Source organism: Alicyclobacillus acidoterrestris (genome assembly GCF_022674245.1).
Lineage (GTDB): Bacteria > Bacillota > Bacilli > Alicyclobacillales > Alicyclobacillaceae > Alicyclobacillus > Alicyclobacillus acidoterrestris.
Genome location: NZ_CP080467.1, coordinates 1,487,174 through 1,507,889 on the forward strand (window position 1 = coordinate 1,487,174; position 20,716 = coordinate 1,507,889).

The window sequence follows — 20,716 nt, forward strand, 5'->3', positions numbered from 1 at the left end:
GGACTAGAAGATGCGCATATCGGCGGCAACGAGCACAGAGGACAGGAGTCGGGAAAGGAGCAGGACATGTCGGCGATTGTTTGGCACGAACAGAAAATCACGCGAAAACAGCATGAAGGTTTGAATGGTCATCGTGGGCTGTGTATCTGGTTTACCGGCCTCTCGGGTGCGGGGAAGTCGACACTCGCAAACGCTTTGGAACAGCGCCTTTATGAGTCTGGGGTACATACCTATTTACTTGACGGAGACAATTTACGCCATGGGTTGAACGCCGGCCTCGGCTTTGATAAGGATTCGCGTCGTGAGAACGTGCGGCGTGTGGCACATGTGGCCAAACTGTTCGCGGACGCGGGCGTCGTCGTCGTCACTGCGCTGATTTCGCCATTCCGCGAAGATAGAGACAGTGCGCGGGAAATTGTTTCGTCCGATTCATTTATTGAGGTATACGTCGAGTGCCCAGTGGAAGTTTGCATGACAAGAGATCCGAAGGGCCTGTACGAGAAGGCAAAAAGCGGCGTGATTAAGGAATTTACCGGGGTTTCTTCACCCTACGAACCACCGTTACAGCCCGATATCACGGTAAACACCTCGGAAATGTCGATTCAGGACTGTATCGATCATATTCTAGAAGGTGTAAAATCAAAGTTGTACTAGTCGTAGCAGTATTCCGCCGTGTCGCTTCGGATGGCGTAGCCAGGAGGTCGTGTGCGGGATTCATGTTGAAGGAGGCAGTTTTGTGTCAGTCGATTCAAATTCACAGCCACTTGTCAATACAATGATTCCAACAGAAACCCAGGAAGCTCGCCGTCAGGCGCTCGCATCGAAGCGGAAGGTCGTTCTCGACGACGTCGCGGTATCCGATGTTTATCAAATTGGCATCGGCGCGTTCACTCCGCTCACTGGGTTTATGTCGGAAGCGGACTACAAGTCTGTGGTCGATACCATGCATCTCGCGAATGGGGCTATCTGGTCTATTCCGGTTACGCTGCCTGTGACGGAAGATCTCGCAAAAGAAATTGCCATCGGTGAAGAAATTGCCCTCGTCCGGCCGGATGGTGTCATTTGTGCGGCGATGCGGGTAGAACATATGTATCGCCCGGATTTGACTTACGAAGCCAAGCAGGTGTATCGGACGACCGAGGATGCGCATCCAGGCGTTAAACGCTTGTATGAGCGCGGAAGTGTGTATCTCGGTGGGCCGGTCGAAGTGTTTGAGGATGAGCGCGTCGACGAATTTACAGATTACTTTTTTACACCGGAACAGACGCGCAAGATTTTTGCGGAAAAGGGATGGAAAACCATCGTCGGTTTCCAAACCCGCAATCCCGTGCACCGTGCGCATGAGTACATCCAGAAGATTGCGCTGGAAGGCGTCGATGGCCTATTTTTGAATCCGCTCGTCGGGCCGACGAAGTCGGACGATGTACCTGCTGATGTGCGCCTGCGCGCGTATCAAACGATTCTTAAGCACTATTACCCACAAGATAGGACGTTCTTTGGCGTCTACAAGGCGGCGATGCGCTATGCGGGTCCGCGAGAGGCTGTCATGCATGCGCTGGTACGCCGGAATTTCGGCTGCACGCACTTTATCGTCGGCCGTGATCATGCTGGTGTCGGCGACTATTACGGCACCTACGACGCGCAACATATCTTCAGCAACTTCGACACGCGCGAATTGGGCATTACACCGCTGTTCTTCGACAACGCATTTTACTGCAAAAAGTGTCAGGGGATGGCGACGGCGAAAACTTGTCCACACGGTGATGACGACCACGTGACACTGTCTGGTACAAAAGTGCGCGCGATGCTTCGCGAGGGCATTGCACCACCGCCGGAGTTTAGCCGTCCTGAAGTCGTCGAAGTGTTGATGGAATACTATACGAAAAGTTAATCGGCTGGTTCTGGAAGGTGCGCGGCGAGGTGCCTGATGCCGTGCACCTTCTGCTTTTTAGGTGACGTACGCTGTTTGGAAGAATGGCGAAATGATGCACAATCTATCGCATTAGGAGGTGACCTGTTTGTTAGAACGTGAGATTCGCGTATTGGAGTCAGCCGTGCGGGAAGCGGGACAGGAGATTGTTCGAATTGCCCGCGAGGGGTTTGAAACGACGTTCAAGGACAATCAGGATCCGCTGACGACGGCCGATTTGGCCGCAAACACCATTTTGCGCAGCAAAATCTCTGAAGCGTTTCCGGAAGACGCGTGGCTGTCGGAGGAATCGGCCGATGATCTCACGCGCTGCTCGCATCGACGCGTTTGGATTGTCGATCCGATTGACGGCACGCGCGAATTCGTCAAATCGCTGCCGGAGTTCGCCGTCTCTGTCGCGTTGGTGGAGGATGGCGTGCCGATTCTCGGCGCGATTTACAACCCTATGACCGATGAGTACTTTCAGGCGGTGAAGGGGGCGGGATCGACCCTGAACGGCGAGCGGACGCATGTGCGGCAGGCGGCGCTTGGCGACCGTATTACGGTCTTTGGCAGCCGTTCGGAAATCCGCCGCGGGGAGTTTGAACCGTTTGCCGATTTGCTCGACGTCTCGCCGCTCGGGTCGGTCGCTTATAAGCTGGCGCGTGTATCGGCGGGCGGAGCAGATGCCACCTTCAGTTTGACGCCGAAGAACGAGTGGGATATCGCGGCGGGTGTTCTCCTGGTGGAAGAAGCAGGCGGATTTGTCGTCGATAAAGACAGGAAGCCGTTTCGGTTCAACCGCGAGCAAACGCTGGTACCGGGTATTATCGCTACGTCGATGCATTGTAAGGACGAGCTCATCCGTCAAATTGAATTGTATCTCAGCAACTCGGCGACAAACTGATACCACATCGGGTGTTTTGAATGTTTACCGGTTTGCAGTTTGTAGCAGTGCTGGGGATGGCATCGCCGCTTCAATGGCGCGGTTGAATTGTGTGAGACGCATCATCACGATGCGTCTTTGTCATGTTTCTGGCGCCAATGCGCGTGCCCGCTGATTGGTTGCTTCGATTGCGTCCATCACTCGAGTTTTGAATTGGGCTTCTGTGAGCACAGAAAGCCCTGCTGCCGTAGCGCCCCCGGGTGTGGCTACTTCATCTGTGAGTTCTTCGGGGGGACGTCCACTGAGCAGCAGTTTGGCCGAGCCGAGCAGCATTTGGCCGACGAGCAGGCGTGCGGTAGTCTCGTCCGTCGCAAGCGCGGTGGCCGCTTGCTCCAGTGCTTCGGCGAATTGGAAGGCGAAGGCCGGGGCGCTGCCAGTGATGGCCGTGAGGTGATGGACCTGCGTTTCTGTGCAGACGTGATATTGACCTAAGCCGCGAAGGATTTCGGCGAGCTTTTCCCGATTGTCTGCGGTCACCGTATCGCCAAACGCGCACAGTGTCATCGATTCGCCGACAGCCGCGGCGATGTTCGGCATGAGCCACGCGCATTGTGTGCCTTCGGGTAGCTTGGATGCTAATCCGGAGACGCCAATGCCAGCTGCGACACTCGCGACTAACTGATGCGGCAACACGTGATGGGACAGCGTTTCAAGCACCGTTTGGTGCGCTGCTGGCGGCATGGCGAGGATGATGATGTCCGCCTGTTCTGCCGCCGTTCTCCAGTCCGTTTGTGCACGCACGCGAAAAGTCGTCGTGAGCTCAGTTAAACGCGCGCTGTCTTGATGGTTGGCGACCGAAATGTCCCAGTGAATAGGACCTTGGCGCCGCCGGATCCCGGCAATCATGGCGCGTGCCATGCGGCCCGCGCCGATAAAGAGCACGTGAACTGTTGTCAAATTGTTCACCTCTGTCGTCCGAATTGGCTTGCATTTTGCTTTCCTCGCAGGGAAACTGAATACAGTCATGGTCCATTTTACAGCATCAAAGGAGTCATTCACTTGTTCGAGCTATCCACGCCGGATTATATCAAAGAGATTTCAAGTAGCCTTTCCATTGCAGCGGTGCAGGTGCGGGCGGCTATCCGCCTGATGGATGAAGGCAACACGATTCCATTCATCGCGCGCTACCGCAAAGAGATGACAGGGGAACTCGACGAAAATCAGCTGCGGGATATCGCGAACCGATACGAATCAGAAAAGAATCTGTTTGAACGCAAACAGGACGTCGTGCGCCTGCTGGACGAGCATGGCGCATTGGCCGACGAGCAGAAGGCGAAGGAACTCGTCGCCGCGGTGGTCAATGCCTCGTCACTGACAGAGGTTGAGGATATTTACCGTCCGTATCGCCCCAAGCGAAAGACGCGCGCGTCCATTGCCAAAGAACGCGGGCTGTTGCCATTGGCCGAGTGGTTGCAGGCCGAAGAGAGGTGGCAGGAGGACGAAGGAGGCGTGCGTGCATTCGCCGCTCAATTCGTGTCTGAAGATGGCGGTGTCGCGACGGTTGATGAGGCGATTCAGGGCGCGTGTGATATTTTCGCGGAGGCCGTGGCGGACAATCCAGTTTCGCGCAAGTGGGTGCGGGATACGACATTTGCCCGCGGATCTCTTCAGAGCGTCGCGGTCGATCCGGACGTCGAGAGCGTGTATGAGGCGTACTACGAGTTTCGCGAGCCAATTAAACATGCGATGCCACACCGCGTGTTGGCGATGAACCGCGGCGAGCGTGAGCAAATTTTGCGCGTGTCCGTTCAGGTGCCGCAGGAGCAGATTATCGAATACTTGTGCCGTGTACATATCCCGCGCCGCGTGGCGACGGCGTACGTAGGGACGTTGTTACAAGCGGCCGTGACGGACGCCTATAAGCGGCTCATCGCACCGGCGATTGAGCGCGACATTCGGGGCGAGTTGACGGCCAAAGCTGAAGATCACGCCATTTCGATATTTGGTGAGAACCTGCGCAATCTCCTGTTGCAGCCGCCTATCCGAAACAGGGTGGTACTCGGGGTCGATCCGGCCTATCGCACCGGCTGCAAATTGGCCGTGACCAGCGACACAGGCAAGCTTTTGGAGGTGGCGGTGATTTATCCGACACCGCCGCAAAATCGGGTAGAGGAGGCGCGTGAGCGCGTCTTGGCGCTCGTACGCAAGTACGAGGTGGGGCTTATCGCTATTGGCAATGGAACGGCTTCGCGCGAGACGGAGGCGTTTATTGCGGATTGCGTCCGGCGCCTGAAGGAACTCAGCGGCGTCGAGGTGCCCTATCTCATCGTATCGGAGGCGGGCGCCAGCGTGTATTCTGCCTCAAAGCTCGCCGGTGAAGAATTTCCAGATCTCGACGTTTCGGAGCGGAGCGCCATTTCCATCGCCCGTCGCGTGCAAGACCCGTTGGCGGAACTGGTGAAGATTGATCCGAAGTCGGTTGGCGTCGGTCAATATCAGCACGATGTGAGCCAAAAGAAGTTGGACGAGCAGTTGACGGCCGTCGTTGAAACTGCCGTCAACCACGTCGGCGTCGACGTCAATACCGCATCGCCAAGCCTCCTATCCTATGTGGCGGGCTTGAATAAGACGGTCGCGCGCAATATTGTCGAGTATCGCGAGCAAAATGGGCGCTTTGCCACGCGCGCGCAACTCGCCAAAGTGCCTCGCCTGGGCCCGAAGACGCTGGAGCAATGCGTCGGTTTTCTGCGGATTGCCGACGGCGACGAACTACTCGACGCGACGCCCATTCACCCCGAGTCTTATTCGGTGGTCACGACATTGCTTGCCAAATGGCAGCTCGATAAGGGTGTGCTGCGTGACGCCAAAGCGCGTGCCGCGTGGCTGGCCGAGGTGCGCGCGGTGCCTTTGGTAGAACTCAGTCGGGAGACAGGTTTCGGGGAACCCACATTGCGCGATATTTTGGATGCGTTGGAGCGGCCAGGGCGGGATCCACGCGAGGACATTCCACCCCCGATTTTGCGCACAGATGTCCTCAAACTCGAGGACTTGCAAGTGGGCATGCTGCTGACCGGAACCGTTCGCAACGTGGTCGACTTTGGCGCCTTCGTCGACGTGGGTGTCAAAAACGACGGATTGGTGCACATTTCACAATTGGCCGATCACTACGTCAAACACCCGATGGACGTCGTCTCGGTCGGTGACGTCGTGCAGGTTCGCGTCATTCAAATCGATGTGCAAAAGGGCCGCCTTGGCCTCTCGATGCGAAGCACGCACGACTGACGCGCATGTGACGCACGGCCGTGCACGTTCGTGATAGATTTGGCGCGTGCGCGTGACGTTTTGTTTGCAGCGCCTGTGGCGATGCTGATAGAAGTGGTACAAAGACAAGTTTGTAACTGAGCGCTTGGCGAAAGATCCTGGCGAAAGATAAAGAGGAGATGACGTAACATGCTATTAAAGGGTCTGTATTGGGTGATTTCTATTCTCATCATCCTGGCACTCTGCTGGTTTGGTTACAAGATGATGATGCGCGTTGATAACGCGAGCAGGGACTATTTATCGCTACTGAGGCGCATCGAGCAGGAGCCAAACAACAATACGCTGCGCGAGAAGGTCTACGAAGCTGGCCGGCGGTACTATCGCAGCAAAATCACGGGCATCGACGCCAGCATCGAACGCGATATCAACGACGCGTTGCAGGGCAAGCACAAGGAAAACTACGATGTTCGCGCATTCGACAATTGAGTGTATTTGAGGTTGCACTAGGCCAACTAGGGTGACAAGTGCTTGTGCACGCAGCTGTCGCGTGGTGACGGCGGGATCGAGGACGTGCGAAGTTGTCGGCGGGTCGTCGGGGGCGGTGGGGACCGTCGCGGCTCGGCGGGGATGTCTTATTAAGACGTTCACGCGTCAGGCGGCGCCGATAAGACATGAAATCTGCGCTATTCCTCGGTTTTTCGCCGTTATCGGGCGGCTTTTGAGTAAATAAGGTATTTTACGTGCCTTAACGCCGCTGTAACCGCAGAAAATCCAGAAATAGCGCAGAATTTTTACCTTATCTGTGCCATCTGCGCCCCGCCCTCCACGTCCCACCCCCAGCCCGCATCTGCAGCAGTCGATCCGCCTCCACGTCCCGCATCTGCCGCAATCGATCCGCCCTCCACACCCCACATGCAGGTTACAAAGGGCGCTGCCAAATTCGTGTAACAAACTCGGTGGATGTGCCGTCTAACCCAGTAGTGTTGATATGGGAGGAAGATCGCGTATGAAGATTCGAAGTAGGGCTTGCGCGATAGGGTGTGCAGTCATCGGATTATTGGCTGTTTCAGGTGTACAAACCACGGCATTGGCGGCCACTTCGGGATCCGGCACGTCCCTCATGGCCACCAGCGATGGAACACAGGCGAAAGCGAAAATTGTCGTCGATAGCGTTCATCAGGCTGATCCGATCCGCCTCGTCGCCAAAGACCCCCTTGGCCAGAATCAGACCACGTGGGTACCTTTGTGCTACCTGCAACAGGCGCTCGCTGCAGCGGGGGTGAAGACGATGTGGAACGGCAGAGACCTTACGGTCGTCCCGCCGACCACTTGGACCATCCCCGAGGTCGCACCGATGATACGCGTCCTGTTGAAGAAGCACGAGATGGACTTCTTGATGGGCGGCGGTCAGTACAATATTGCGTCGACGATAACGCAAACCGATCCGGCCTCGGGAAAAATCACGACGTACGTACCCATCTACTATGTAAACCAGTTTCTTCAAAATGAGCTGGGCGCGCAGACCAATTGGGATGGTACGACGTGGACCATCAACACGCAAAATGCGTTGGTACCCTCTAATGTGGTGAATTCGGTGATGAAGCAGACGGTCGAGGCGAAGGATTCTACTGAATCATTTACGCCAGGCGGTAAACAGGTGATTGTGTCGGATGGCAGTGGGGGTACACTCCAAGCGATCCTCGGAACACGCTACCCGACGGCAGATGGACTAGGGCAATTGGTGTTCTTCTTCCACAATGGCCAGTTTGTCGGACTGAATGCGAATGAAGAGGCTACTGCCATCCTCTCTATCAAACCGGCTGGTACGGGTGTCATCCAGGTGACCTACGCGAACTATGCGCCCACCGACGCTATGGTCAATCCGACACTGCCACCCCAGACGGTCACATACACCTGGAATGCTGGTCAAATGGTTCCCTCCAGCGCACTTGAGTCTGGCGTCACGACCGGCGCTGAGGTGACGGCGCCGAGTTCAGCATCGGCCAGTGACAGCGGGAACTGATATGCTTGCAGTAAACCGTCCCTGCTGCGACACGGTTTGTCGTGTTGCAGCAAGGGCAACTCGCGGCCGGTATCCGTGGCGCAGATTCGCCGGTGTCGGCAGCTTGTGAGGCCGGCATCCGTGGTCAGCGGATCCACTCCGCCCGCGTCCCGGCCGCCACGGATGTCTTATTAAGACATTCATGCGTCATACGGCGCTGATAAGACATGAAATCTGCGCTATTCCTCAGTTTTTTGCCGTTATCGGGCGGCCTTTGAGTAAATAGGGTATTTTATGTACCTTAACGCGGCTGAAATCATCGCAAATCCGGAAATAGCACAGAAATGTTACCTTATTTCGCGCCCTCGCGCCTGTCTCGCGCCCCCCACTAAGCCCCCGCCCCTGGCCCAGCCACCGCCACCTCACCCGATCCGCCCAGCCACCGCCCTCACCCGATCCGCCCGTCTCCCGCCGCCCACCACCCGCCGATGGAATACATTCCCACGCGTGAATCCTCAGAAATTCAGCTGGATACCCGTAAAATAGGTGTAAGGTTCTGGTTTACATCCTGGCAAAACAGGACAAATTGACCCATGAAGCTAGTGTGGATGAGGGGGGCTGCGCCGTGCGCGAATTGCGGCGGTCCCCTGTCAATACAATGGATTCGGAGGTAACCGGACCTCACATAGAGACCGGCAGGAGGGTGACTTCATGTCTGAGTTGGACACGTCCAAACATGAGCGGAAGATTGTGCTGCGCAATACGCGTTTGGAGGATATCGATGAAATCATCGCCCTCGGAAAACGGTGCTTTCCCAACATGGAGCCGTGGAAGCGGGCGCAGTTGGAAAGCCATATCCGGATATTCCCGAAAGGTCAGTTCTGCGTGGAGTTTGAAGGCAAAATTGTCGGCTCGTGCTCCAGCCTAATCGTCAATTTTGACGAGTACGACGACGAGCACACGTGGAACGTGATTACGGACAACGGCTATATTCGCAATCACGATCCCGACGGGTTCAATCTGTACGGCGTAGAGGTCATGGTCGACCCAGAATACCGACGGATGAAAATTGGCCATCGGTTGTATGAGGCGCGCAAGGAATTGGCTCGCGAGCTCAATTTGCGAAGCATCATCATTGGCGGCAGAATTCCGAATTACCACCTCTATAAGTCAGAGATGACGCCGCGGGAGTATGTGCAGGAAGTCGAGAAGCACAACATTTACGATCCCGTCCTTTCCTTTCAAATTCTAGAGGGCTTTTCGGTCAAACGCATCAACACCCAGTACCTCCCGGACGACAAGGCGTCGGGTGCGTTTGCGACGTTGATGGAGTGGAACAACATTGACTACCGTCCGAAATCGCGGCGGGTTTACCGCGCGGCGTTTCCGGTTCGCATTTGTGCCGTGCAATACATGATGAAGAAGATCGACTCGTTTGACGAGTTTTACACGCAGGTGGAGTACTATGTGAACGTGGCGGCCGATTTCGGATCAGATTTCGTCTGTTTCCCGGAGATCTTCACCACGCAATTGATGTCGTTTCTCGAGGAGAAACGGCCTGACCAAGCGGTGCGCCGACTTGCGACGTACACAGAGCAATACATTGACTTGTTCACAGAACTCGCCGTGCGGTATAACGTGAACATTATTGGCGGATCGCACTTCGTCGAGGAGGATGGGGACATTTATAACGTTGCCTATTTATTCCGACGCGATGGCACCATTGAGAAGCAGTACAAAATCCACGCGACGCCGAATGAACGCAAATGGTGGGGCATCGCGGAGGGCAATGAGATTCATGTCTTCGATACGGATTGTGGAAAAATCGCGATTCAAATCTGCTATGATATCGAATTTCCCGAGTTGGCGAGGATTGCGGTCGACAAAGGCGCCAATATCATCTTCATTCCGTTCTGTACCGATGACAGGCAAGGGTATCTGCGCGTGCGTTACTGCGCACAGGCAAGAGCGGTGGAGAACCAGGTGTACACGGTGATTGCGGGGACGGTGGGCAATCTGACACACGTGGAGAATATGGACATTCAATACGCGCAGTCAGGTATCTTCGCGCCATCTGATTTCGCGTTTGCGCGCGACGGCATCGTCGGTGAGTGTGATGCGAACATTGACACAGTCGTGGTTGGCGACGTCGATTTGGAGATTTTGCGGCGTTCGCGCAACTCCGGTTCCGTGCGACAACTGCGCGACCGCCGGCGCGACTTGTACCGGGTGGAACTGAAAGGTTTAAAGTTTGACTGACGAGCATGGCGTGTTGTCTTTTTGCCTGATTCGGGCGGCGTGGCACGAAAGTGTCCACCCGCCCGAATCAGGCATTTTGTGTAGAGGATTACTCGTCGAGTCGTTCGAGCGGTTTCTTTGCCGGGCCCTGGATGACTTCGCCTGTGTAGGTAAAGCGGGATCCATGGCACGGGCAATCCCAAGTGCGTTCGGCGTGGTTCCAGTTGACTTCACACCCCATGTGGGTACAGGTGGTATCGACGAGATAAATTTTTCCTTGCTCGTCTTTGTACGCACCTGCGCGCCGTCCGTTGTACGTAACGACCGACCCTTCACCGACCACGAGGTCATCTGGATTGTGCGAGGGAATTTGTAGTTTCCCTTTGATTAAATGGGCCGTCACGGTGCCATTGTGCATGAGAAACTTGCGTAGACTCGGATCCGCGTAAAACCGGCCTGGATGATACAAATCTGCGTATGGGTTGTCACGGCCGAGCGCTAAATCCCGCAGAATATGCGCTGCGACAATGCCGGACGACATGCCCCACTTCTTGTACCCAGTGGCCACGAGCACGTTCGGATGTACGTTTGCAATTTCGCCGATGTATGGGATTTTGTCGAGTGTGTAGAGATCTTGATTTGACCATCGATAGAGGATATCCAACGCGCCGAAGACCTGTTCACCAAACGCCTGTAGGTTTTTATAGTGTGTGAGCGTATCCGGCCCTTGCCCTGTCCGGTGTCCATCGCCGGTGACAAGCACCACCGGTTCACCATGCACACGGGCGCTTCGAAGCGATCTCGCCGGGCTCTCCGCACTGATATACATGCCCGAGGGGTATTCTGTTTTTGTCTTGGCCGCGAGAACATACGCGCGCTCCGCATACATCCGTGCGAAATAGTAACCTTGGCCGCTATAGAACGGGTAGTGGGAGCAGGCTAGAATTTTTCGTGCAATGACACGATGTCCACTTCTCGTGATGACGGACGGAGAGTTGTCGTATGTCACGTCGACTGCGACGGTTTGTTCGAAGATGCGCGCACCTTTCTCCTGAATTTCACGAACGAGTGCTGCGAGAAACTTTAACGGGTGAAATTGGGCCTGATGCGACATTCGGATGGCGTTGTGGATAGGGATATGAAGCGGGATGGTGACGGTGATATCTCCAGGAATCCGAAGTCTCTGGTAGGCGTGATATTCCTTTTCGATTTTTTGCGCAGACTTTGCTGTCGTCGCGAAAACGTACGCGTCTTCAAATTGAAATTCACAATCCACGCCAAGCTGTGTTGCAGTGGACTGTACAAACTCAATGGCCTGTTGGTTTGACTCGTAGTAACGCTGTGCCTTGTCGAGTCCCACGTGCGAGATCAGTTCGTCGTAAAATAGGTTGTGCTGCGCGGTGATTTTTGCGGTGGTGTGGCTGGTGGATCCACAAAGGAGCCTGTCCGCTTCCAGCAATGCGACGCTGACTCCCTCTCTCGCGAGTAGGTACGCGGCTGTCACGCCTGTGATGCCACCGCCTACAATCGCAACATCGACGTGGATATCTTCGTCAAGCGGATTGAACGCTGGAATCTCGACGTCTTCTCGCCAAAACGGTTTGGACTCTTCTGGAAGTGCGTTCGTGCTGGGATGCGCCTTCATCAATTTGCCTCCTTGGGTTTGTTGGATGTTGTGTGTGGATGACGCGATTACTCATCTATCACCAAAGGCCAAATATGGACGTGTTGTTGCTGGGAATAGTGTAGGCGTGGCGCGGTCAGATGAGACCCGCACAAGGAACTTGCGAGGGTATTGGTGCGAAAGATGGCTTCTGCCTCCTGTAGCGCCCAAGGGCGGTGGTGAATATCGCCTCGATAGAGACGGCCGCGAGCCGTTGTGAACAGGCAGTACCTATCGGTCAGCCACGATGTCAGGGAACCTTTCTGTGATTCAAATACGCTGGAGGCGGCTTTGTAGTCTACGTCCAGTTGATATGGTGGTTGTTTGCGGTGACAGCGCGTCAGCGATACGCGGGTTCGGCCATTGGCGCGCTCGAAGTGAACCTTGGCGCGGTAGTAGGGGAGCCGGAAAAAACGTCGTGCCAACGCGACGGCGAGGGCGTTGCCCGCGTCGAGACTAAAAAACCACACACCTGGTCGGTCAAAACGCGTGACGTAGGTTCGTAGGTTCACTTCCGGAAATGCGCGGATGCCTGGAAACGGCACCATCGCGCGGGGATGTAGATCATCCACGAAGAACGACAATAGGCTAATCCAAGCGGAGTCATGGTAGGTGTCCAATTGCAGGCCGCGGGGGATGTAAGGTTCCAGAACGTCCTTTTTGACCGGCCAGTGTGCAAATAGGACGTTCTCCCACGTCTGGTGCAGTAACCATGGCCTGTCTGGCAAGTCGTATTGGCGGTGTGTTTCGGACGAATGTTGCATGTCTTGACCCTCCTAGCGCACTTATCTCTAAGGTGCCCAGACATTCGATAAACTTGAGTAGAACACATGGCGTGAACGAATTCGCAGACGTGGTGAAAGGGGGGCTGAATGGTGCAAGAGCAAGTGTCGAATGGAGTCTCGATGAATGGAGTCTCGATGGATGCCAATCATGACAAAATCGTGTTGTTTGACGGCGTTTGCAATCTTTGTAGTGCTGTTGTCCAATTTATTATCCGGCGCGATGCATTGGCAAAGTTTCGATTTGCACCGCTTTCGTCGCAGGTTGCACAGAAATTGGTCGGTGGGCGGGTGGCGCTTGAAGCGGATTCTGTGGTGTTTATTGAGGATGGACAAATCTATACGAAATCGACGGCGGTGCTGAGGATTCTCGGCAACCTGCGGGGTATCTGGTCGCTTTGTTACGTATTTGTGGTGGTGCCAACTGGACTGCGGGATGCCGTGTACGATTCAATTGCGCGCCATCGGTATCGATGGTTTGGCAAACAAGCCACCTGCATGGTACCGACTCCGGAATTACAAAGCCGATTCCTGGTTGATTCATTGCAGCCCTTGGCAAGGCGGGACTAACTGGTGACGCGCAACCAGGAGCGGCTTTGCGTGGAACATCATGCAGGAACATCAATGGAACATTAAATCAAATAAATCTCCAACTCGTCTTCGGAGTAGCGTGCGCGGATTTGCTCGATTAAAGCATCTGCACCATCGATGGAGTCCTCATACGCACCCCGGACGATTCGCACCATTTGCGCGACTTCGTCTGTTGGCGCCAATTCGTCGAAGGTTTGGCCCGTGGTGCCATGGACAGGTGGCTGTAACGCAAATCCCTTGTTTGTTTCGATGATTGCGCGAATGTTTGGCAGATTGGCATAAGCCATGCGCAATTCGATTTTATTTTCTTCCTGCAACAAATGCACTTCGAGCAAGCGGGTATCCATCCAGTAAATCATCCTTATCGACACGTGTTTGACTGGGAATTTGACATGAACCGTCAGATTCCTTTTATCGTGCCGCGCTTTCCCCAAGTTGATAACCTAATCTTAGTTGAAACTTCAGGCATTTTTTGACCTGTCGTCAATCCGGGCATGTGCACAGATTCCATGAAATTGTGGCGACCGCCCATCCGCATATGACCTTTCTGCGTAAGATACACCATCTTCACTCGAGGAGGTCATATCATGTACGGTGTTTTTGGCGGTTACACACAGTGGGCAGTTGTGTTCCTGATTATCTTCGTCTTGTTCTTCTTGCTTGTACCAGCATTTGGCGGTGCAGGTACAGCAGCTGCTTACTAATGAACGATGGAGCACCGGTCAGGTGCTCCTTTGGCGGACAAGCCCTGGCGCACGACGGACATGGCAGTCACGCAACTTTTCATTGGCATCATATGGAATGCTACGTATAATGAGCGTATCGAATCTATGGAGTGAGCCATTGTGCCAAACATTGTAGCAAACGTGTTTCCAGGTTAATGCCTCGTGGGTCGTCCTCACGGTTAAAGAATAAGCAGGGAATCACCCTCCGTCGCGGTCAAAGATGGGGGTCGATTCCCGCGGATTGCGTCCCAGTGGGGGCGCCACACGAGGTGAAAAGTGAATATGGCTCGACTATCGCGATGGTTCTGGCAACTCGTCCTAGCCGATGGCGTGTCGGAACTAGGGAACCAAGCCGGGTGGATGGCTTGTACTTGGGCAGTGTTGTCGCGCCCAAATGGCATCGAATGGGCTTCTGTCCTGTCGTTCGGGTATGGTGTTTGTGTCGCGGGTGCGAATTGCATCGCCGGTGCACTATTTGATAGATTCCCGGTGAAGCGTTTGTCCGTCTTCGCCAGTTTGACGTTAGCTATCATCTGGACCGCTCTTGCGGTTTGTGTGATGTTTGTGTCGCCGGTATGGATTTGGCTTTGTTTACTCATGATGGCCGGTCTCATCGCGCCATTCACCGAACTCGCATGGATGGTGTTTGTACCCACGCTTGTCGCGGACGACCAATTGGAACGCGCGAACGGGATGGGGGAACTCATATTTCAGGCGGGGGTGTTCGCTGGCCCGCTGGTGGGGAGTTGGCTCATTGCCGTTGTCGGTTCACCGGCGGCATTACTCGTGGACGCATTGACGTTTGTCGCCGCTGCCCTGGCCATTCACTGCTTAAAGGTTCCTATGTCCCTGACCGAGACCGGCGCGAAGGCGCCACGTGGCGCTTGGTGGCAGTCGTTGCGAACGGGGGCAAGGTATCTCTTCTCCCACCGTGTCGTCCTTGTGGTCACTGCGTTGGCGTTTGTACTCAACTTTGCGTACGGTGTCATGGATATAGCCCTTCCGACGATGGTTCAACGGCAGTTTTTCCAACCGGCCACGCGTCTCGGGATGCTCATTGGACTGCAGGCATTGGGGATGGGGATTGCCGCTTGCTTTTATAGTTGGCAAGGTCGAAGGTTGCGCCATCCGTCTTGGCCACTATGGCTTATCGGGATGTTTGGATTGTGTATGAGCTCGTACTTTTTTGCGCGCGGTCAGCTGTTTGACATCGCTATCCCGACCTTCTTGGCTGGCACAGTCTTCGGCATGGTACCACCGATGTTCCGCGCTGTCATTCAACGAACAGTGCCCACGCGAGTTCGAGGTGCCGTGTTCGGCATTCGCGCTGCGGTTATCTCGTTTTCGGTACCGCTAGGTGGATTTGTCGCCGGCAACGCGTCGGTCCTGTTTGGGTGGAGGCCGTCGATGGTGATCGGTGGGATGGCCGTGGCGGTCACGTTGCTAAGTTTGGGCTGTTGGTTGTGGATGAGGCGAGATAGTGCGATGGCGGCGCTGGTGGATAATCAGTAAGCGCGCTTTCGGCATATGCTGAAAGGTCTGTAACAGGGTTCGGCATGGCACTGCGCGTCGTGCGTCAGTGCCATGCCGGATGGTTATGGCTTGAGAATGACTTTAATGCATCCGTCGCTTTTCGAATCGAAGATCTCATAACCGTGGTGCGCCTGGTCGAGTGGCAGGGTGTGTGTGATGATGTCGCCGGGATCGACCTTGCCAGAGCTTATCAACTCGTACATGTACGGCATGTAGTGGATGACCGGGGCTTGACCGGTGCGCAGATTCACATTGCGGTTCATGATATGCCCGAGCGGAAATCCGTTGTAGCGCATGCCATACACGCCCGTCACCTGAATGGTGCCGCCGCGCCGTACAGCTTCTGTCGCGATCTCGATGGCCCCAAGGGTCCCTCCCTGCAGTTTCAACGCGGTCTCTATCATCTCGACTGGCGTCATTTTTCCGTCCATCCCAACGCAGTCGATCACGACATCGGCGCCGCCCTTCGTCAGCTCATTGAGGTAAGCACCCGTACTTTTTTGTTGCTCGAAGTTGACGATTTCCACGTTGTTCGTGCGCTTTGCGTGCTCTAGTCGGTAGTCGAGGTAATCGACGGCGATAACGCGCTTGGCGCCCTTTAGCCAGGCGAATTTTTGGGTAAGTAAGCCGACTGGGCCGCATCCGAGCACGATGACGGTGTCCCCGTCCTGAATTCCTGCGTTGTCAGCGCTCCAGTAGGCAGTCGTCATGGCGTCCGCGATGAGTGCGAGTCGTTCGTCCTCGAGTTCGCAGTCGTCGGGGAGGCGGAACGACGTGAAATTGGCAAATGGCACGCGCAGGTATTCCGCTTGACCGCCGGCATAGCCGCCCGTTGTATGGGAATAGCCGAAGAAGCCGCCGGTGTCCTCATATGGGTTGGCGCGCTCGCATTGGCTTTCTAGGTGGTGCGTGCAGTAAAAGCACTCGCCACAAGCCACGTTAAACGGGATGATGACTCTGTCGCCTTTCTTTAATTTTGTGACCTCTGGGCCAACTTCTTCGACAATCCCCATCGGTTCGTGGCCAATGACGTAGTTCTTCGGTAGCCCAGGAATCATGCCGTGGATGAGGTGTAAATCTGATCCACAGATAGCAGAACTGGTGACGCGAATAATCATGTCGTCTGGTTTTTCGATTTTGGGGTCAGGGACTTCTTTCACTTGCACATTTTTAATACCTTGATACGTCACTGCCTTCATGATGGTCTCTCCTCAGTGTTGTGGAGTATCGAATGTTTCGAGAATCGGCGCCCGGTCGCGGAAGAGCGGCAATTTACAAATAGACGTCGTCATCTGGGCTGATTGAATGTCCATTTGAAACTGTTGTGCGGGGGTGTGAGGTTGCAGCCAACCCTTGCGAATCATCAGTGCACTGAGTTTTTCGTGCATATCGAGCAGGGCGTTCAACTGGTTGCGAACGGTAGTTCGAACTTCAGGCGTGGCACATTCGGTCAGTGCAATGGCGTAGTTGCGAACCCCGCTTTTGATGGTGAGTAGACATTCGAGCGCCGCAGATTGATTGGCGATCGGTATCAAATTGCTGAAACGTTCGATGTCTACATCAACTTTCTTGGTATCCATGTTTGCCATGCTTCATTTCACCTCCGCATTTTGCGTTGGGGGCATCGGCGTCTGTTGGAGCATGGAAGGGGGTTGGTTGCCTGACAGTGGCAACCCCGCCAAGAGTGGTTGCAATTTTTCAATCGCCTGAATGGACTGCTGTAAGATTTGTTCCATCAATGCTTTCAATTCTCTATCTGTGACGAGCCCTTCCATGCCTTTTGCTTTCATCGCGCAAATCGTCTCGAAGTTCAGCAACTCGTGTACTTCCATTGCCTCGTGGATGGTGAGTGGTGGTTGTGGCATGGGCGTTCCTCCTTAAAGGTTGAAATGCGAAGGCGAGATGGCCGCCCATCGTCCGCTTTCAGACAGATAGGTGACTTCTCGCCTTGTGATGAGCGTCGTCGTCAGTGACTGACGACCTGTGCATCTGCCCACGAGCTCGTCCCGTTCAACGTCACTTTGACGAATGCCGTGCGTTGATAATTTGCGGTTTGAAGCAGCAGGTAACCTAACGTGTCTGATTCGAAGTCCGTCGCCAGTACGCGCGGGTATGCATTCAGCGTGGTCTCCAGGGACGAAGAGTGAATGGTGCGCCATGTCATGCCACCGTCCCACGAAGCGACGAGTCGTTGGTCGTTGATGGCGAACGCGTAGTCCTGGTTCAGGAACGAGACGGGATTGCCCATGTAGTCGGAGACGGCGTCAAATAGCTGGTCTTCGACGCGTGTTGTAAACTTGTTGCCGCCGTTGACGGAGCGGAACATAACAAGATGATATTGTGTACCTTTGTTCGTTTGCCTGGCATACCGGACGAGGAAGTTCCCCTCTTGTTCCAACCGCGATGGTTCGTACACGCGAACCGCCTTGAAGCCAGTGAGCCCAGGTGGCGTGTGGAACGTCGAAGCAGTCCAGGTGTTTCCCCCGTTGTGCGAATCGTACAGGTGCACTTTCCCGTCCGTCGTGACAGCGACCAACCAACCGTCTTGTGGATTGGTGAAGTGAACGACTGCCTGCGCGCTTGCGGGCAGGCCAGCATCTTTCCCATTGCCGGAAACGTGCAGTGCGACTGCTGTCGTCGCTTTGTTTAGCAGACGGTAGAGTTGGTGAGTGGCGGACTGCTTGCCTTGTCCCCTCAACAAAATGAATCCGTCTTGGTCACCTAGCAAGTTCACGCTTTCCAATTGCAGACCGCTCGTCGGCAAGGGCAGGGAGGTCTGTGTCCAATGATGCCCGGCATCGTCCGTGTGCAAGTTGAGGAGTGTAGAGCCGGTGACTGCGAATATATAAATCGAGTTTTCATCTGTCACCTGAACGGTCGGATTCTCCACTGCACCGGTACCTGTATTCAACTGCGCAAGTGGCAAGGTTCTTGGCAACGCGATGGAGTACCAGTTTGCCCCGGCGTTCTCTGTTCGTTCAAGGGCAAAATTGCCGTGCAGATATCCCCAGCGGTAGCCGACATTTCCATCAAACATCTCCATGTTGTAGAATGTGTTACTCTTTTGGAGCGCTGCCAGGGATACGGTAGCAGGAAGGCTGGCATCGGTTGGCTTTTGGTGAACGAGGCCGGCTGTGTCGGCCGGTGTATCTTTTAATGACGTTCGAGGATCACCGGTGAACGTCCCAAGTGAATCCGCTTTGCCTCGGCCGGTTCCTGGTTGACCGGTGTCGTTGTTACTCGTTACGGAACATCCTGTGAGTCCGATAATCATGGTGAACGTGAGCAAAGACGCCAAGGTGCGAGGCAGTCTCATATTATGGCCTCCTATCTCAACCAGTCGTTGGTTTGTCGCATGACTGCTCATTAGGTTTTCCCCGTTTTGACGGCTCATGCATCGTGCAGCGGGCGGATGAAACGCCCGTTGAATGCCGTGCGCGCACTGTTACAATGGGGTAAGAGGTGAGGAAAAATGGCGATAAATCTCGCTGAGAAGACAGGGCAGGGCATCTCTCCGAAAGCGTTTGTTGAGGGGATGACCAAGAACCAGGAGCAATTCCAGGATTGGTACCAAAAATTTGCTTGGCCGGATGAAACTTCGCGTTCATTTTTTGAAAACTACAACAACAGTGGCTTGCGATGCGTGGTCATTGCTGCAGACTGGTGTGGCGATGTGGTACGCAATGTGCCTGTCGTATTTCGCTTGATGGAAGCCGCTCATATCCCAACGGAAGTGCTGATTATGGAAGACCATTTGGAGACGATAGATCAGTTTCTGACCATGGGCGGGCGCTCGATTCCCGTTGTCTTGTTTGTCGACGAAGGCGGCGATGTCGTCGGGCGTTGGGGACCACGCCCAACCTATGTGCAGGAGCCTATGGTCGCGTTCAAGGCGGAGAATCCCAACCGGGATGCGCCAGATTACCAAGAGAAGTTGCAGGCGACGCGCCAAGAAATTATGCGGCGCTATGGCACGGATACGGCGTATCAGAAGTTGATTGTCGAGGAAATCGCGGACATTCTCAAAGCTCTGTGATGATTCGAGACACAAAAAAGCGGAGGGGCCATTTGGCTCCTCCGCTTTTGGAATACGCGCCTTACGCCGTGGCGTTTTTGGCATGTTGTCGACGGGGTTTCCAAACGCGAGCGTACTGTGCGCCAAAGTAGGAACCGATGACAAACAGCGCGGCGATAATCTGCGCGATAATGCCCTGGACATTGTTGAATACGCAGAACCAGAGACCCACCCAATCGGGGATGTGTACGGGAATGGTGGTTGTGCCCATCCAGCCAGCAAGCTGCATCTCCTGAATCTGTTCGCCCACCATGACGAGTAGAACGACGCCCAGCATGACACCCGTGAGTACCAACATCTTTTTGTATGGCAGCTTGCGGTGTGCGAGGAATGTGAGCACGGCGACGATGAGCGACAAGAACAGGCCAATCGCTGCGCCGATGACGACTACGCCAGACCCGAGCTGCATCCGCGTACTCTGAAGGAATAAATCCACTTCAAAGCCTTCGCGGTAGACGGAAGTAAAGCCGAGGACGAGCAGTCCTTTATAGGCGACCGACTTCGCTGTTTCCAGTGCGGACGAGTCGGCACCGGATTCCGAGGAAGACTCCAGTGTGGTGATAATCTCTTTCTTTTTGCGGTTGTGCATCGAGATCCAACCGGTCCAATAAATTCTATGGAAAAACCAGTTCATGACGATAAGCAGCACGATAATCGCGAGCAGTCCAGTACCAGCCTGAATGTCCAACTCAGGGGTGGTTTGGCCGACTAATGAGATGATGCCGACGACGACAAACCAGGTGACGATAGTCGCGGCAAATGCGAGGCCCGCACCGCTTGAAATGGGCCGCCAGTATACCTGTCGAGTGCGGATGAGACTCGCCGTGATGGCGGACAGGACGAGAATCGTTTCCAGGCCCTCCCGGAATACGAGGATGCCTGTGTCGACAATGGCAGCGCCATGACTGAGGTGTTTGTTCGTTGGGTCTGGATTGCCGTTCGCTGTGACACCTTGCCAGACCAGGACACCGACGACAATCACAGCTGCAGCCAACACGAGCAGCCTGCGTATGCCGAGGGTTTTTTGGACGGTATGTACCATGGTGGTTCC

General features: G+C 54.8%; 18 protein-coding genes and 2 pseudogenes. 11 read left to right on the forward strand and 9 right to left on the reverse strand.

Annotated elements, in window-relative coordinates; translation table 11 throughout:
- The first annotated feature begins 66 nt into the window (after positions 1-66).
- The 3 genes from cysC to K1I37_RS06825 all read left to right on the forward strand — a co-directional run bounded on the left by cysC (position 67) and on the right by K1I37_RS06825 (position 2,816).
- Entirely contained in the window at positions 67-654 is a 588-nt protein-coding gene (gene cysC, locus K1I37_RS06815) for an adenylyl-sulfate kinase (RefSeq protein WP_031218998.1), read from the forward strand.
- Positions 655-736: 82 nt separating this feature from the next.
- Positions 737-1,891, forward strand: a complete 1,155-nt coding sequence (gene sat, locus K1I37_RS06820) for a sulfate adenylyltransferase (RefSeq protein WP_021297534.1) — start codon at positions 737-739, stop codon at positions 1,889-1,891.
- A gap of 127 nt (positions 1,892-2,018) precedes the next feature.
- The gene (locus tag K1I37_RS06825) at positions 2,019-2,816 is read left to right on the forward strand and encodes a 3'(2'),5'-bisphosphate nucleotidase CysQ (protein ID WP_021297535.1); all 798 of its coding nucleotides are present in this window, start codon (positions 2,019-2,021) and stop codon (positions 2,814-2,816) included.
- 120 nt (positions 2,817-2,936) lie between these two features.
- Here K1I37_RS06825 and proC read toward each other — a convergent pair whose 3' ends face one another.
- Positions 2,937-3,752 (reverse strand): pyrroline-5-carboxylate reductase, encoded by an 816-nt coding sequence (proC, locus tag K1I37_RS06830; protein ID WP_031219000.1) that lies wholly within the window; start codon positions 3,750-3,752, stop codon positions 2,937-2,939.
- Positions 3,753-3,854: 102 nt separating this feature from the next.
- Between proC and K1I37_RS06835 the strand changes: the two genes are divergently transcribed.
- The 5 genes and pseudogenes from K1I37_RS06835 to K1I37_RS21825 form a co-directional block, all read left to right on the forward strand.
- Positions 3,855-6,077: a Tex family protein gene (locus K1I37_RS06835; protein ID WP_021297537.1), complete on the forward strand. Its 2,223-nt coding sequence runs from the start codon at positions 3,855-3,857 to the stop codon at positions 6,075-6,077.
- A 168-nt stretch (positions 6,078-6,245) separates the two neighbouring features.
- The gene (locus K1I37_RS06840) at positions 6,246-6,542 is read left to right on the forward strand and encodes a hypothetical protein (RefSeq protein WP_021297538.1); all 297 of its coding nucleotides are present in this window, start codon (positions 6,246-6,248) and stop codon (positions 6,540-6,542) included.
- Between the two features lie 520 nt (positions 6,543-7,062).
- The gene (locus K1I37_RS06845; protein ID WP_021297539.1) at positions 7,063-8,079 is read left to right on the forward strand and encodes an LppP/LprE family lipoprotein; all 1,017 of its coding nucleotides are present in this window, start codon (positions 7,063-7,065) and stop codon (positions 8,077-8,079) included.
- A gap of 690 nt (positions 8,080-8,769) precedes the next feature.
- Positions 8,770-9,213, forward strand: a pseudogene (locus tag K1I37_RS21820) (GNAT family N-acetyltransferase); the annotation flags it as partial.
- 258 nt (positions 9,214-9,471) lie between these two features.
- Positions 9,472-10,317, forward strand: a pseudogene (locus K1I37_RS21825) (carbon-nitrogen hydrolase family protein); the annotation flags it as partial.
- A gap of 88 nt (positions 10,318-10,405) precedes the next feature.
- Here K1I37_RS21825 and K1I37_RS06855 read toward each other — a convergent pair.
- Together K1I37_RS06855 and K1I37_RS06860 are read right to left on the reverse strand one after the other, a co-directional pair.
- A complete protein-coding gene (locus tag K1I37_RS06855) occupies positions 10,406-11,941 on the reverse strand; it encodes an FAD-dependent oxidoreductase (protein WP_021297541.1) in 1,536 nt (511 codons plus the stop codon).
- A 47-nt stretch (positions 11,942-11,988) separates the two neighbouring features.
- Positions 11,989-12,723, reverse strand: a complete 735-nt coding sequence (locus K1I37_RS06860) for a YqjF family protein (RefSeq protein WP_021297542.1) — start codon at positions 12,721-12,723, stop codon at positions 11,989-11,991.
- 156 nt (positions 12,724-12,879) lie between these two features.
- Between K1I37_RS06860 and K1I37_RS06865 the strand changes: the two genes are divergently transcribed.
- Entirely contained in the window at positions 12,880-13,311 is a 432-nt protein-coding gene (locus K1I37_RS06865; protein ID WP_081654192.1) for a thiol-disulfide oxidoreductase DCC family protein, read from the forward strand.
- A gap of 62 nt (positions 13,312-13,373) precedes the next feature.
- Here K1I37_RS06865 and K1I37_RS06870 read toward each other — a convergent pair whose 3' ends face one another.
- Complete coding sequence (locus K1I37_RS06870) at positions 13,374-13,679, reverse strand: hypothetical protein (protein WP_021297544.1); 306 nt, start codon at positions 13,677-13,679, stop codon at positions 13,374-13,376.
- Positions 13,680-14,339: 660 nt separating this feature from the next.
- Between K1I37_RS06870 and K1I37_RS06875 the strand changes: the two genes are divergently transcribed.
- Positions 14,340-15,569, forward strand: coding sequence for an MFS transporter (locus tag K1I37_RS06875; protein WP_021297546.1), 1,230 nt, complete (start codon positions 14,340-14,342; stop codon positions 15,567-15,569).
- Between the two features lie 83 nt (positions 15,570-15,652).
- On the opposite strand, the gene K1I37_RS06880 is transcribed toward K1I37_RS06875, so the two are convergent.
- The 4 genes from K1I37_RS06880 to K1I37_RS06895 all read right to left on the reverse strand — a co-directional run bounded on the left by K1I37_RS06880 (position 15,653) and on the right by K1I37_RS06895 (position 18,906).
- Entirely contained in the window at positions 15,653-16,789 is a 1,137-nt protein-coding gene (locus K1I37_RS06880; protein WP_021297547.1) for a zinc-dependent alcohol dehydrogenase, read from the reverse strand.
- A gap of 12 nt (positions 16,790-16,801) precedes the next feature.
- Positions 16,802-17,179, reverse strand: coding sequence for a spore coat protein (locus K1I37_RS06885; RefSeq protein ID WP_021297548.1), 378 nt, complete (start codon positions 17,177-17,179; stop codon positions 16,802-16,804).
- A 3-nt stretch (positions 17,180-17,182) separates the two neighbouring features.
- Entirely contained in the window at positions 17,183-17,455 is a 273-nt protein-coding gene (locus K1I37_RS06890; RefSeq protein WP_021297549.1) for a hypothetical protein, read from the reverse strand.
- Between the two features lie 101 nt (positions 17,456-17,556).
- Positions 17,557-18,906, reverse strand: a complete 1,350-nt coding sequence (locus K1I37_RS06895) for a beta propeller repeat protein (protein ID WP_021297550.1) — start codon at positions 18,904-18,906, stop codon at positions 17,557-17,559.
- 156 nt (positions 18,907-19,062) lie between these two features.
- Between K1I37_RS06895 and K1I37_RS06900 the strand changes: the two genes are divergently transcribed.
- Complete coding sequence (locus K1I37_RS06900) at positions 19,063-19,626, forward strand: thioredoxin family protein (protein ID WP_021297551.1); 564 nt, start codon at positions 19,063-19,065, stop codon at positions 19,624-19,626.
- A gap of 61 nt (positions 19,627-19,687) precedes the next feature.
- Here the strand turns inward: K1I37_RS06900 and K1I37_RS06905 are convergent, their stop codons facing one another.
- Entirely contained in the window at positions 19,688-20,707 is a 1,020-nt protein-coding gene (locus K1I37_RS06905) for an FTR1 family iron permease (RefSeq protein WP_021297552.1), read from the reverse strand.
- Between the last annotated feature and the right edge of the window lie 9 nt (positions 20,708-20,716).